The 12,546-nt window shown below is 33.5% G+C and carries 15 protein-coding genes; 8 read left to right on the plus strand and 7 right to left on the minus strand.

Features of this window, described 5'->3' with window-relative positions; all coding sequences use genetic code 11:
- From B5X64_RS01035 to mutS, 3 genes are all read left to right on the plus strand, one after another.
- Window positions 1-885 carry a cupin-like domain-containing protein gene (locus B5X64_RS01035; RefSeq protein WP_079463486.1) on the plus strand — a complete coding sequence of 295 codons (885 nt, stop codon included), beginning with the start codon at window positions 1-3 and terminating at the stop codon, window positions 883-885.
- Between the two features lie 34 nt (window positions 886-919).
- Window positions 920-1,342: a hypothetical protein gene (locus B5X64_RS01040; protein WP_079463487.1), complete on the plus strand. Its 423-nt coding sequence runs from the start codon at window positions 920-922 to the stop codon at window positions 1,340-1,342.
- A gap of 199 nt (window positions 1,343-1,541) precedes the next feature.
- Complete coding sequence (mutS, locus tag B5X64_RS01045) at window positions 1,542-4,130, plus strand: DNA mismatch repair protein MutS (protein ID WP_079463936.1); 2,589 nt, start codon at window positions 1,542-1,544, stop codon at window positions 4,128-4,130.
- A gap of 22 nt (window positions 4,131-4,152) precedes the next feature.
- Here mutS and B5X64_RS01050 read toward each other — a convergent pair whose 3' ends face one another.
- Window positions 4,153-4,593: an energy transducer TonB gene (locus tag B5X64_RS01050; protein WP_079463488.1), complete on the minus strand. Its 441-nt coding sequence runs from the start codon at window positions 4,591-4,593 to the stop codon at window positions 4,153-4,155.
- Between the two features lie 78 nt (window positions 4,594-4,671).
- Window positions 4,672-5,133 (minus strand): hypothetical protein, encoded by a 462-nt coding sequence (locus tag B5X64_RS01055; protein ID WP_079463489.1) that lies wholly within the window; start codon window positions 5,131-5,133, stop codon window positions 4,672-4,674.
- A gap of 216 nt (window positions 5,134-5,349) precedes the next feature.
- Between B5X64_RS01055 and B5X64_RS01060 the strand changes: the two genes are divergently transcribed.
- The 3 genes from B5X64_RS01060 (at window position 5,350) to B5X64_RS01070 (ending at window position 6,974) form a co-directional block, all read left to right on the plus strand.
- Complete coding sequence (locus B5X64_RS01060; protein ID WP_164463461.1) at window positions 5,350-5,847, plus strand: TlpA family protein disulfide reductase; 498 nt, start codon at window positions 5,350-5,352, stop codon at window positions 5,845-5,847.
- 2 nt (window positions 5,848-5,849) lie between these two features.
- Window positions 5,850-6,503, plus strand: a complete 654-nt coding sequence (locus B5X64_RS01065; protein WP_079463490.1) for a thioredoxin family protein — start codon at window positions 5,850-5,852, stop codon at window positions 6,501-6,503.
- 84 nt (window positions 6,504-6,587) lie between these two features.
- On the plus strand, window positions 6,588-6,974 hold the full coding sequence (locus B5X64_RS01070) for a ribosomal maturation YjgA family protein (RefSeq protein WP_111944909.1): 387 nt from the start codon (window positions 6,588-6,590) through the stop codon (window positions 6,972-6,974).
- Here B5X64_RS01070 and B5X64_RS01075 read toward each other — a convergent pair.
- From B5X64_RS01075 to B5X64_RS01095, 5 genes are read right to left on the minus strand one after another with little or no spacing between them, the layout of a single operon-like run.
- Window positions 6,971-7,393, minus strand: coding sequence for a hypothetical protein (locus tag B5X64_RS01075; RefSeq protein WP_079463492.1), 423 nt, complete (start codon window positions 7,391-7,393; stop codon window positions 6,971-6,973). The two genes, B5X64_RS01070 and B5X64_RS01075, sit on opposite strands and share 4 nt — an antisense overlap.
- A gap of 6 nt (window positions 7,394-7,399) precedes the next feature.
- Window positions 7,400-8,320 carry a YARHG domain-containing protein gene (locus B5X64_RS01080; RefSeq protein ID WP_079463493.1) on the minus strand — a complete coding sequence of 307 codons (921 nt, stop codon included), beginning with the start codon at window positions 8,318-8,320 and terminating at the stop codon, window positions 7,400-7,402.
- Between the two features lie 6 nt (window positions 8,321-8,326).
- Window positions 8,327-8,965, minus strand: coding sequence for a DUF2306 domain-containing protein (locus tag B5X64_RS01085; protein ID WP_079463494.1), 639 nt, complete (start codon window positions 8,963-8,965; stop codon window positions 8,327-8,329).
- 12 nt (window positions 8,966-8,977) lie between these two features.
- A complete protein-coding gene (locus B5X64_RS01090) occupies window positions 8,978-9,385 on the minus strand; it encodes an energy transducer TonB (protein ID WP_079463495.1) in 408 nt (135 codons plus the stop codon).
- A gap of 10 nt (window positions 9,386-9,395) precedes the next feature.
- Complete coding sequence (locus B5X64_RS01095) at window positions 9,396-10,598, minus strand: BaiN/RdsA family NAD(P)/FAD-dependent oxidoreductase (protein WP_079463496.1); 1,203 nt, start codon at window positions 10,596-10,598, stop codon at window positions 9,396-9,398.
- Window positions 10,599-10,894: 296 nt separating this feature from the next.
- Here B5X64_RS01095 and B5X64_RS01100 point away from each other — a divergent pair, with 296 nt between their 5' ends.
- Entirely contained in the window at window positions 10,895-11,386 is a 492-nt protein-coding gene (locus B5X64_RS01100) for an acyl-CoA thioesterase (protein ID WP_066677105.1), read from the plus strand.
- Window positions 11,387-11,474: 88 nt separating this feature from the next.
- Window positions 11,475-12,539 carry a thiamine-phosphate kinase gene (thiL, locus tag B5X64_RS01105; RefSeq protein WP_079463497.1) on the plus strand — a complete coding sequence of 355 codons (1,065 nt, stop codon included), beginning with the start codon at window positions 11,475-11,477 and terminating at the stop codon, window positions 12,537-12,539.
- Window positions 12,540-12,546 lie beyond the last annotated feature (7 nt).

Raw genomic sequence — 12,546 nt, forward strand, 5'->3', positions numbered from 1 at the left:
ATGATTCTCGAAAACGTAGACGTTGTAAACGATATAACGAAAGAAGATTTCCAGCAAAATTATTTCAAAAAACAGAAACCACTTCTGATAAAAAATTATGCGAGTCGGTGGGAAGCCTTCGATAAATGGAATTTTGATTTTATTAAAGAAAAAGCGGGTGCACAGGAAGTTCCGTTGTATGATAACAAACCAGCGGATTCTAAGAAAAGCTCTGATGCGCCTGTCGCGAAGATGAAAATGAAAGATTATATTGATACGATAAGATCTAAACCGTCAGACCTTCGTATTTTCTTTTATATTATTACCGACCGTCTTCCTGAACTGCTCAAAAATTTTACATATCCTGATTTGGGAATTAAATTTTTCAAAAGACTTCCTACATTATTTTTTGGCGGAAGCGACGCTCATGTTTTAATGCATTATGACGTTGACTTGGGTGATTTTATGCATTTTCATTTTGAAGGAAAGAAGAGAATTCTTTTGTTTGATCAGAAACAGTCGAAGTTTTTATACAAAGTTCCGCTGTCGGTTCACACGGTTTATGATATCGATTATGAAAATCCGGATTACGAGAAATTTCCTGCTTTGAAATATGCAAAAGGGATTGAAATTTTCATGGAACACGGTGATGCACTTTTCATTCCCGGAGCTTTTTGGCATTTCAATAGATATTTGGAACCCGGCTTTTCAATGTCTTTAAGAGCTTTGCCTAATAAACCAAAAGTTTTTGCCAATATGATGTATCATGTTTTCATCATGAGATATACGGATAAACTAATGCGAAAACTTTTTAAAGCGAATTGGGTGAATTTTAAGCAAAAATGGGCGTATGAAAAAGCAACGGAAGCTCTTGAAAAGTTTGAGAAGAAAATAGAAAAGGTTTAATGCATTATGCAGTGGCTAAATATTTATAAAAATAATGGATGAAAATTTTACTTTTCAAAAACATATTTTGATTGTTGGAAAGACACAAATTGAAAGACATACAAGCCTGGACCAGATTCTTGCGAACTGTAATCTTGAATTCATTAAATTTCCTGCATCCATGAAGTCATTTCCTGATTACCTTAATATAGTTCAATCTAAAAAGCTTTTTTCTCCATTTTATGAATCAAAAGGAAAATATAATTTAAATCAAATTTTAGATTTTCATATTGACTGGATTGCCGATAACAACTGTCTTTTTGTTTTTGATGAATTTCAGAACATTGAAGACGGATTTGCTTTAGAAATTATGAGAATTATGATTAATAATTTAGAAGTCAATCATAAATCGGCAACCAAAATAATAATGACTTTAGAAGATGAAACCAAATTATTAATAATCTGTATGAAATTGTAAATGAAACTAAATATAAAAGCAAAGTTCAGGTTGTAGAAAGTAATTTACAAATCATCACATTGTAAAAACGGATGTTTAAACAAGATTATTAAAAGTCTGTGCGAATCTTGCGAAATCTGTGGGGAAAATAAAAAAGTATCATTTTACTCCTTCTTTTTTATTTCATACTTTTACCAACCCAATTTTAAGAACGATTTCAATGGCAAAGGCGACGAAGAAAGAAACCCCGTTAATGACGCAGTATAATACCATCAAGGCGAGATATCCTGATGCGCTTTTACTTTTCAGAGTGGGAGATTTCTATGAAACTTTTGGACAAGATGCTGTTCGAACATCCCAAATTTTGGGCATTGTTCTTACCAAAAGAGCCAACGGAGACGGTCATATCGAATTGGCTGGTTTTCCGCATCATTCGGTAGATTCTTATTTGCCAAAATTGGTAAGAGCGGGAATTCGTGTTGCAATTTGTGACCAGTTGGAAGATCCAAAAACCGTCAAAGGAATTGTAAAACGTGGTGTAACAGAGTTAGTTACGCCAGGGGTTACGTTCAACGACCAGGTTTTAAGTTCAAAAAAGAATAATTTCCTGCTTTCGCTCCACAAGGAAAAAGAAAAATACGGAATCGCTTTGGTAGATGTTTCCACCGGAGAATTTCTGGTAAGTGAAGGAAATTTAGATAAGATTTTACATATTATCAATACGTTTGACCCGAGTGAAATCATTTATCAGAGAAGTGTACAAATTCCCGATCAGCTGAAAAACAGAAATGTTTTTAAATTGGAAGATTGGGCATATCAATATAATTTTGCCTACGAAAAACTGACGAATCAGTTTAAAACCAATTCGTTAAAAGGTTTTGGAGTGGAAGGTTTACCTTTGGCAATTACTGCAGCAGGAGCTATTTTTGCTTACCTTGTTGAAGATACCCATCACAAATTATTGGCGCACATCACCAAAATTCAGATTATTCCGCAGGATGATTATCTGATGATGGATCATTTTACGCTGAGAAACCTTGAAATCGTTTATCCAAGTAATCCGAAAGGGAAATCACTTTTAGATATTATCGATAAAACGGCCACACCAATGGGTGGAAGATTGTTGAGAAGAAGAATTATACTTCCTTTAAAATCTGTCGAAGAAATTGGAAGACGACTTTCCTTAATTGATTTTTTAAACGAGAATGATCAACTGAAATATGAAATTTCCCAATTATTGCGTGCTATTTCAGATTTAGACCGATTAATGGGAAAACTGGCAGCAGAAAAAATTTCACCTAAAGAATTGGGTTACCTTCGTCAAAGTTTGATCAATATTCAGAAAATTAAAGGATTACTTCATCCTCATGCTGATATTTTAGCTTGGTTGGAACCATTAAATTCATTAGATGAATTAATCGAATTGCTTGAAAATCATTTAAATGAAGAGCTTCCGGTAAATCTTGCGAAAGGAAATGTAATAAAGCAAAATATTTCTGAAGAACTCGATCATTTGAGAGGTTTACAAAATAAAGGTCGTGGTTTTCTTGACGAAATGTGTCAGCGCGAAGTGGAACGCACCGGAATTACCAGTCTGAAAATTGATTTTAATAATGTTTTCGGATATTTTATTGAAGTAAGAAATGCTCATAAAGATAAAGTTCCGAGTGAATGGATTAGAAAGCAGACGCTTGTGAATGCCGAAAGATACATCACGGAAGAACTGAAAGAATACGAAAGCCAGATTTTGGGCGCAGAGGAAAAAATCAGCGTTCTTGAAAATCAACTGTACCGAAAAGTCTGTTCAGACACGATGGTTTACATCGACCAAATTCAGGAAAACTCAAATATCATTGCGCAACTTGATGTTGCAGTAGGTTTTTCTGAACTGGCGGTTTCTGAAAGTTATACAAAGCCTGTTTTGAATGATGGTTTTGCAATTGATTTAAAAGAAGCAAGGCATCCGATCATTGAAAATGCACTTCCTTTAGGCGAAAAATATATTCCAAACGATATCTTTTTAGATAAAGATTCTCAACAGATTATTATGGTTACCGGACCCAACATGGCGGGTAAATCTGCAATTCTCCGTCAAACGGCGATTGTTTGTTTAATGGCGCAGATTGGAAGTTTTGTTCCGGCAAAGCATGCGGAAATCGGGCTTTTAGATAAAATTTTCACCAGAGTAGGAGCAAGCGACAATATTTCGGCGGGTGAATCTACTTTTATGGTGGAGATGAATGAAGCGGCAAATATTTTAAATAATATTTCTGAAAGAAGTTTAATTCTACTAGACGAAATCGGTCGTGGTACATCAACCTACGATGGGGTTTCTATTGCGTGGGCGATTGCTGAATATCTTCATCAACATCCGACTCAGGCTAAAACATTGTTTGCAACACATTACCACGAGTTGAATGAAATGACCGTAAATTTTGAGCGTGTGAAAAACTTTCACGTTTCTATTCAGGAGAATAAAGGGAATATCATTTTCCTGAGAAAATTAGTTCCTGGTGGAAGTGAGCATAGTTTTGGTATTCACGTGGCAAAACTGGCGGGAATGCCTGCAAAAGTGGTTAACAGAGCCAATGAGATTCTGAAAACTCTGGAAGCAAGCCGTTCTCAAAGTGGTTCTTCTGAAAGTATTAAAAAAGTAACTGATGAGCATATGCAGCTTTCTTTCTTTCAGCTAGACGATCCTGTTTTAGAAAATATCAGAGAAGAATTAACCAAAATTGATATCAATACTTTAACGCCAATTGAAGCTTTAATGAAGCTGAATTCGATTAAAAAGATGATTGGAAAATAATTTTTGCCTTTTAATCAAATAATTACTTGAAATCTATATTAATAGGAATTTGAAGTTTAGTTCTTACAAAATTTCCATTATGTTTTGCGGGAATCCATTTACCTTTGATGCGTTTTATGGCTTTTTCTACAGAATGATTAAAGCTTTTGTTTGATCCTATAACCTGAGTTTCTGCAATATTTCCATCTCTTTCTACGGTAAAACTAAGGATTGCTTTAAGAATATTTTCATTCTTTTTGATTTTTACTGAGTCTAATATGATAGCATCCTTAACCTTCTTGATGAAAGCTTCTTTGCCATTAGGAAAATAGGCTTCATGATCAGGATAATCAGGACATACTGTAGTTTCATGAATATTCTCTATTGCTTTCGGCATTGATGGCGTTGCGGGAGGTATCGGAATATTCTGTCCAAAAACAACCCCGTTAAAGGTCATTATGATAACTAAAGTAAGGTTTTTCATCGTTAAATTTCTTCAAAAATAAAAAAATCGATGTCAATTTCTGACACCGATTGAAATTTTAAAAAAACAAAATTATCTTTAATTAAACTTTTTACTCATTAAAGGAAAAAAGAATATGTAGCGTACCGCTTCACCGTTTAATTTTGCGGGTTTCCATCGGACAATAATCTTTCTCATTCCTTGTTCTGCTGCTGCTGCATGTTTTTTATTTTTTGCAACGGCAGTAACGTTTCTTACGTACCCGTTTTTTTCAACAATAAAATAAAGTCTAGTATCTAATTTTTCGTTTTTTTTAAGGTCTAAAGTTTCAATGTTTTCGAAATATTTTCTTTTAAAAGCATCCATTCCACCAGGAAATTCAGGGATGGTATCTGCTTTTGTAACAACCTGTTTAAGGTCTAATCTGTTTTTAATAACATCATAATCTGGTAAACCAGAAACATCAGAAATGGTAGTCTGAACAGTTTTTTTTTCTTCTGTATTTTGTGCGAATACAAGAGAAGAAAAACTAAGAACCATTAAAAAAAACGCTTTTTTCATTCAAATCTAATAATACCAATTTAAGTATTATTCTTCAAAGATAAGTATATTAAATGGGTATCAAAATTAATTGAAAGTTAGACTAAGATAGACTTTGAAGCGAAAGTCTACTTTGTGCGGAGTATTTTCGACATAAATCTGCTTGTCTTTTAATTAATTAACAAAGTTTAACAGCTCTATTATATTGGCATACAAATTCATTCGCTAATTTTGAGTATGAAGAAAATTTTGAGTTTCAGTGCATTGATTTTCAGTCTGTCTTTTTATTTTTCACAGGAACAAATTATTGTAAATGATGTTCCGATGATTAAATATGAAGTACTCGAAAAGAAAATTCAGGAAGAAAAAGACGTTTTGCTGGTTCTGAATTTCTGGTCTACAACCTGTGCGCCTTGTGTAAAGGAACTTCCGGATTTTATGGAAGTTAATAATAAACATAAAGACAATCCTAAATTTAAAATGCTTTTGGTGTCTTTAGACCGCCCGAAAGATAAAGACCGTGTTATTCAGTTTATTAAAAATAAGAACCTTACGGCAGAAGTTATTCTTCTTGATGATATTAAAAGAATGAACACCTGGATTCCCCGATTTGAAAAAAACTGGGACGGAAATATTCCTGTCACCATTATCTATAAAAACTCAGAAAAAGTACATTTTAATGACGGCGAAATGACAAAAACTGAATTGGAAAACGTAATCACAAAAAATCTATAACCATGAAAAATATTAAAACATTAGTTGCTGCCGCAATAATAGGCTTAAGCTTACTAAGCTTTTCGGCAATAAATAAAAATAATGAAGAACCGAAGCAAAAAGTAAGTTCTTCAAAAGGCTATGAAGTTGGTGATACAGCTGCCGACTTTAAGCTTAAAAACATTGACGGAAAAATGGTTTCGTTGAGTGATTTTAAAACAGCAAAAGGCTTTATCGTGGTTTTTACCTGTAATCATTGTCCGTACGCAAAAAAATATGAAGACAGGATTGTTGCGCTTGATAAAAAATATAAAGAAGCTGGTTATCCTGTGATCGCAATTAACCCAAATGATCCTAATGTGCAACCTGAAGATGGTTTCCAACAAATGATTACCAGAGCCAAAGAAAAAGGCTTTACATTCCCTTATTTGGTAGATGAAGGCCAAAAAGTTTATCCTCAATATGGAGCGACAAAAACACCGCATGTATTTATTCTTCAGAAAGAAGGCTCAAAAAATATAGTGAAATACATTGGAGCTATCGACAATAATTATGATGATCCTAATGATGTTTCAGAACATTATGTACAAGATGCAATGGATGCTTTATTAAGCGGGAAACCAGTTGCAAACGCTAAAACAGTAGCCATAGGTTGTACAATAAAAGTGAAAAAATAATTTTATTTTTAAAATTAAATTGAGATATTGGGCAGGCTTTTAGTCTGCTCTTTTTTTATGAAGACCTAGCCCAAATTAATCATGATGAAATTTAAATTTAGCCCGAAATATTTCCTTTTAACCATCCTTATCTTCCTTGTTGAGGTTTTAATTGCAACGGTTTTAAAAGATAATTTCTTTATCAGAGCTTATCTGGGAGATGTAATTGTGGTAATGCTGCTGTATACTTTTGTGAAAAGCTTTGTCATCATCAATGAAACAAAATTGATCATCGGGATTTTTGCTTTTTCATGTCTGGTCGAGTTTGCCCAATTTTTCCATATTGCAGATAAATTAGGCTTCCAACCTGGAAGCCTAATGTATATCGTAATCGGAAATTCTTTCTCGTGGATTGATATTTTGTGTTACGGAGTTGGCTGCTTAATTTTATATGTTTTCACAAAATTCAAATCAAAAAATGAAGACAATTAGTCTAAATTAAATTGAAGAGGTTGTCGCATACGCATTTTTACTTTCTCACCGTTTTTTTCGCCAGGAATCCATTTTGTTTTTATTTTATTGAGCGCACTTAGAAACTCTGTTTTTACGGCTTCATTGTCATAAGATTCCATTCTCAGATTAATCATATTTCCTTCTTTATCAATATCAAATACGGCAATTGCTCTTGCTTTTGCAATGTTCTGCTTTGCTAATTTAGAAGTATTGAATTGATTGATAATCTGCCTCATGAAAGCAGAATGTCCACCCGGAAATTCAGGAGTTTTTTCTACAGATGTTTTTTTTCTATAATCTGATCCTACTTTTACATCAGGAGATTGTATCGAATCTTTTTGAGCATCAATAAAAATTCCACAAAATAAGATCAGTAAAAATGCAATATATTTTTTCATAATAATTTATCTTCCAAAAGAATCATATTTATCTTCAGCGTACTTGATGAAACGGTTCAATAAAGCTACATTATCTTTTTCCATAGGCGACAATTCGCTGTCAACATTGTTGGAAACAGGGATATACCAATCGGTCTGCTCAAAGAAGTTTCTATACGTTTGTTTTTTGAAGGAATACCCGTGTCTTGCAAAAACAGAATTTTTAATGATTTCCATATCGAGTTTTCTAAGATTTTTAAGGTCTTTTTCACTCAGTTTCTGTTTAGAAGCATTGATTTTGAAAACCGCATCAGAGGCGATTCTGTTTTTTGAAGCGGTATAAGTTTCCGCTTTTCCGGTTTCTTCGTCGGTGTATTTTTCTTTAAAATCTTTTGGATTTTCCCAGTCAATCAACTCAGAATTTTCATCCAGCATAAAATTCGGATTGTAAACAAACTCTTTTTTGATTAATTTCAGGTTTTTTAACGGAGCTTTTACAGCAGATTTATTAAAAGCGGTCCATTTTCCAGTAATGCTGTCATTTTTTAGCTTAATTTCAAATCTTCCGTCGGTTTTATCATTTCCGGGCTCGTCAAGAACAAAAGATTGAGTACCTTCATTGAAAACCCCGCGAAACGGACGTTGGGTTCCATTCACAATGCTTTGTCCGTACACAGAATCCTGAGTAATTCGGTTGATTTTTAATGAAAGTCTTTTATAATCTGTTCCTTCGTAATATTCTTTGGTTTCGTTATCATAAAGTTCTCCTTTGCCTGCAAATTCTCCGGTGTAAATCCCGTAATATTCTTTATGAACTTCAGGAATTACCACAGAATCTTTTTTTGCGGTTAAAGAATCTTTTGGAGCTTCAGTAACTGTGGCGTCTTTTTTACAGCTGATTAAACTGATTGTAAACAGAGTGATTAAGGTAAATTTTAAAATTTTCATATTAAATTAAATGTGCTTTTTTGTGATTAAATATTCAATTAATAAAATGTTTGGAACCCAGCCCAACCATGCAATTATTTGGTAAACATCCATTGGGTTTGGGTGGAATAAATATACAATAATTACTTTCCAAATTCTCAAAGTAAGCGCAGAAATTGTGAGCGCGAAACTTCGCCACATCCATTGCTTGTGTTCTTTAAATTTTTTCTGTCGGGCCAGTTGATAGGCTTTAAACGTGGAAAACCACCAAAGACCACCTAGAATTGCAAAAGATAGTTTTGATAAAATTCCGCCATTCGCAAAAATTCCCATGTAAATTCCTGAAGGTGCTGCGAGAAGTAGAATCAAAAAAATATACATTTTCCCGGCATTTCTGTGAAAGTTTTTCAGTCGGAAATCTTTTCTTAAAATGGCTAAAAAACCGGACAATAAAACAAAAATGCTTGTGTAAACGTGAGTGTAGAAAAACCAAAGATATTCTGGTCTGTCCTGAACTTCGGTCTGTTTAATCATCAGGAAGCTGACATTGGGATCTAAAGGAATATATTCTAAAGTTATTTTCAGCATGAGCCAAAAGAAATATCCAAATCCGATGATGAGAAGGATTTTAAGAGTGTTAAGAATATTTCTTTTGACTGAAAACATTTTTATTTCTAATTAATCAAAATTCATTGCAATAGGTAATTTATATCTAAATCTTACTAGTTTTCCATCAATTTCAGCTGGTGTCCATTTGGTTTTCGACATTGCTTTTATTGAACGTTCCATTTCTTTGTTCATAGATTCATTATCGCCAATAATTTTAAGTTCTGTAAGCTTTCCCTCTTCGGTAATTACAAATTGTACTTCAGATTTTATTATCCCTTTTGCTTTTATTTTATTACTATTAAAAATTTGGGTCAATTTTTTTCTAAAAGCATTTATTCCTCCTGGATATTCGGCGGCTTTATCTGTTTTGTCAAAAGCATATTCTTTTGCTGTAATTTCTTCTTTTGGCGTAATACTTTCTTGTGAGAAAATTTTTACAGAACTAATTAGTACAATAAGTACAAATAGTTTTTTCATGATATAGTTTTTATAAATTATTCAAATCCTGTGCAATCAGCCACGCTTCACTCCAGCACGCCTGAAAATTAAATCCACCGGTCACGGCATCAATGTTCAAAACTTCTCCGGCAACGTAAAAGTTAGGCAAAATTTTCGAAGACATATTTTTAAAATTAATTTCTTTTAGATCTACACCTCCTGCGGTTACAAATTCATCTTTAAAAGTCGACTTTCCGGTGACCTGAAATTTCTTTTTACATAAATTTTCTAAAATCGTTTGCATCTCTTTTCCTGAAATCTGTGCAACTTGCTTATTTAAATGGATATTTGAAACTTCCAGAATTCTTTGCCAAAAACGGTTGGTCACATCAAAAATTTTCGATTGCCCGATTGTTTTTTTAGGATTTGATATTTTAAAATTCTGAAATAATTCTTCTGCATCATCGATATCTTTAGAAATAAAATTAATTTCAATTTCAAAGTTATATTTCACTTTAGCCAAATTAATCGCTTCCCAAGCCGAAATTTTCAGAATTGCAGGTCCCGAAAGTCCCCAATGGGTAATTAAAAGGGGGCCGCTTTCTTCAGTTTTTAATGTTGGAATCGATGTTTCTGCCATTTCAAAACTTGTTCCGGGAATATCTTTAAGTAATGGATCTTTAATATTAAAAGTAAAAAGCGACGGAACCAAATCAATGATTTTGTGACCTAAATTTTGAATCATTTTCAAAGACTTTGGTGAACTTCCCGTTGTATAAATCACAAAATCTGCTTCAAAATCTCCTAAACTTGTTTTTACCAAATAGTTTTCATCCCGTTTTTCAATTTCTTTTACAGAACATTTGGTTTTAACTTCAATGTTTTTCTGCTGAATTTCATTTAAAAAAGTATTGATAATCGTTTGCGAAGAATTACTTTGAGGGAAGATTCTGTTGTCATTTTCTATTTTCAACGAAATGTTTCGTTTTTCGAACCATTCCATCGTGTCTCCTGGTTGAAATTTGGTAAAAACACTGAGTAATTCCTTGTTTCCACGAGGATAAAACTGCACCAGTTCTTTAGGGTCAAAACAAGCGTGACTTACATTACATCTTCCGCCTCCGGAAATTTTTACTTTTTGTAAAACATCTGAATTCTGCTCAAGAATGGTAACTTTATATTTCTTTTCGTCAAGATTTGCTGCACAGAAAAATCCTGCGGCACCGCCTCCGATAATGATAATTTGCTTCATAATTATTTAATCTTATGCTGAAGATTATTTTTGCAAAACTACAATTTTTATAAACCATCTTATTTGAGTAATTTTGAGGATTATAATTTTTGAATTTTTTCTAACCACAAAAGTCGCAAAAGCTTTTTAACACATTAGTTATTTTAAGTTTAATTGATTTTGTAAAAAAGAACACATTAGTTTTTTGAAAATCTAAGATTTTCATCTGTTGTGAACTTTATGTAATCGTATTTTAAGCTTTAAGATTACAATTTATCTTTTGTGGTAAAATAAAGTTCAAATTAAACTTTTAAAAAATGACTTTTTACCATACATTCGAAGTTCGCTGGAGCGACTTAGACGCAAATAAACATTTGGCCAATTCATCTTACGTGCAATATTGTGCACAAACAAGAATGGCTTTTATGAAAAAAGAGAAAATGGGAGTTACCCAAATGAGCCGATGGGGAATTGGCCCTGTGATTATGCATGAGCGTTTTTCTTTTTTCAAGGAAATTTTTGCTGATCAAAAGGTAATTGTAAGCCTTGAAATCGATGGATGTGCAGAAGATGCTGCGATTTATCGTTTTGTTCACAAGTTTTATCTTCCGGATGGTTCGCATTGCGCAACCTCAGAAGCAACCGGTGTTTGGATCGATACGATGCTAAGAAAAATGACTTCTCCACCAGATGATGTGGTAGAAGCAATGAATAAATATAAAACTGCTGAAACGATATTGATGACGAGAGAAGATTTTAAAAAACTTCCTTTCCGTCCGGAAAATATTGACCCAGCAACATTTAACTAATAAATGATAATAGATAAATGATGTTTGATAGCCTAAGAAGTATTCAAAATCATTTATCATTTATCAAACATCACTTATAATAGAATTTATGTTTGAAGATAAAGAACAAGAATTAACGCCAATCTCAAAACTTGGAGAATTTGGTTTAATTAAACACTTAACAGAGCATTTCCCATTGGGAAATGAATCTTCGGAGCTTGGAGTAGGAGATGACGCCGCAGTTATCAATCCCGGAAACAAGAGAGTTGTTTTAACAACTGATGTTTTGGCGGAAGGTGTACATTTCAATTTAGGATATGTTCCTTTGAAACATTTAGGTTACAAAGCTGTTGTTGTGAATGTGAGTGATATTGCAGCGATGAATGCTACTCCTACACAAATTTTAGTTTCTCTGGCTGTCTCAAATCGTTTTCCTGTAGAAGCTTTGGAAGAATTATATGCAGGAATTCAGGCAGCTTGCGGAAGATATAAAGTGGATTTGATTGGCGGAGATACAACGAGTTCTAATGCCGGTTTAGTGATGAGCATAACCGCAGTAGGAATTGAAAATGAAGAAAATATCGTTAAAAGAAGCACTGCAAAACCAAACGATTTGTTGGTGGTAACCGGAGACTTAGGCGGAGCTTATATGGGACTTCAGATTTTAGAAAGAGAGCATGCCGTTTTCTTAGCTGATCCCAATATGCAACCTGAAATGGAAGGTTTCGACTATATTTTAGAGAGACAATTAAAACCGGAAGCCAGAACAGATGTAAAAGGTGTTTTAGAACAATTAGATATCAAACCGACGTCAATGATTGATATTTCAGACGGTTTAGCTTCGGAAATCTTACATTTGTCAGATCAGTCGAAAGTTGGTTTCAGATTGTACGAAGAGAAAATTCCGATGGATAATTTAACGATTACAACTGCTGACGAATTGAATTTAAATCCTGTAATGACGGCGTTAAGCGGCGGTGAAGATTATGAATTATTATTCACGATTGCTTCAGAGGATTTTGATAAGATAAAAAATCACCCGGATTTTACCATTATCGGTCATGCGGTTGAAAAAGAAGAAGGGAACTTTATGGTGGCAAGAGGCTCTAACCAATTGGTTGCTTTAACAGCACAAGGTTGGGATGCTTTTTTAGGAAACCAGTACAACGATTAAAATTTAA

The sequence above is a fragment of the Chryseobacterium balustinum genome, from assembly GCF_900168205.1.
Lineage (GTDB): Bacteria > Bacteroidota > Bacteroidia > Flavobacteriales > Weeksellaceae > Chryseobacterium > Chryseobacterium balustinum.

What these genes read in the sequence shown, in the direction of transcription:
- B5X64_RS01035 (WP_079463486.1), top strand. Translation starts at nt 1, where the DNA reads ATGATTCTCGAAAACGTAGACGTTGTAAACGATATAACGAAAGAAGAT.
- B5X64_RS01075 (WP_079463492.1), bottom strand. Translation starts at nt 7,393, where the DNA reads ATGAAAAAATATATTGCATTTTTACTGATCTTATTTTGTGGAATTTTT.
- B5X64_RS01080 (WP_079463493.1), bottom strand. Translation starts at nt 8,320, where the DNA reads ATGAAAATTTTAAAATTTACCTTAATCACTCTGTTTACAATCAGTTTA.
- B5X64_RS01040 (WP_079463487.1), top strand. Translation starts at nt 920, where the DNA reads ATGGATGAAAATTTTACTTTTCAAAAACATATTTTGATTGTTGGAAAG.
- B5X64_RS01070 (WP_111944909.1), top strand. Translation starts at nt 6,588, where the DNA reads ATGAAATTTAAATTTAGCCCGAAATATTTCCTTTTAACCATCCTTATC.
- B5X64_RS01085 (WP_079463494.1), bottom strand. Translation starts at nt 8,965, where the DNA reads ATGTTTTCAGTCAAAAGAAATATTCTTAACACTCTTAAAATCCTTCTC.
- B5X64_RS01060 (WP_164463461.1), top strand. Translation starts at nt 5,350, where the DNA reads ATGAAGAAAATTTTGAGTTTCAGTGCATTGATTTTCAGTCTGTCTTTT.
- B5X64_RS01090 (WP_079463495.1), bottom strand. Translation starts at nt 9,385, where the DNA reads ATGAAAAAACTATTTGTACTTATTGTACTAATTAGTTCTGTAAAAATT.
- thiL (WP_079463497.1), top strand. Translation starts at nt 11,475, where the DNA reads ATGTTTGAAGATAAAGAACAAGAATTAACGCCAATCTCAAAACTTGGA.
- B5X64_RS01050 (WP_079463488.1), bottom strand. Translation starts at nt 4,593, where the DNA reads ATGAAAAACCTTACTTTAGTTATCATAATGACCTTTAACGGGGTTGTT.
- B5X64_RS01095 (WP_079463496.1), bottom strand. Translation starts at nt 10,598, where the DNA reads ATGAAGCAAATTATCATTATCGGAGGCGGTGCCGCAGGATTTTTCTGT.
- B5X64_RS01100 (WP_066677105.1), top strand. Translation starts at nt 10,895, where the DNA reads ATGACTTTTTACCATACATTCGAAGTTCGCTGGAGCGACTTAGACGCA.
- B5X64_RS01055 (WP_079463489.1), bottom strand. Translation starts at nt 5,133, where the DNA reads ATGAAAAAAGCGTTTTTTTTAATGGTTCTTAGTTTTTCTTCTCTTGTA.
- B5X64_RS01065 (WP_079463490.1), top strand. Translation starts at nt 5,850, where the DNA reads ATGAAAAATATTAAAACATTAGTTGCTGCCGCAATAATAGGCTTAAGC.
- mutS (WP_079463936.1), top strand. Translation starts at nt 1,542, where the DNA reads ATGGCAAAGGCGACGAAGAAAGAAACCCCGTTAATGACGCAGTATAAT.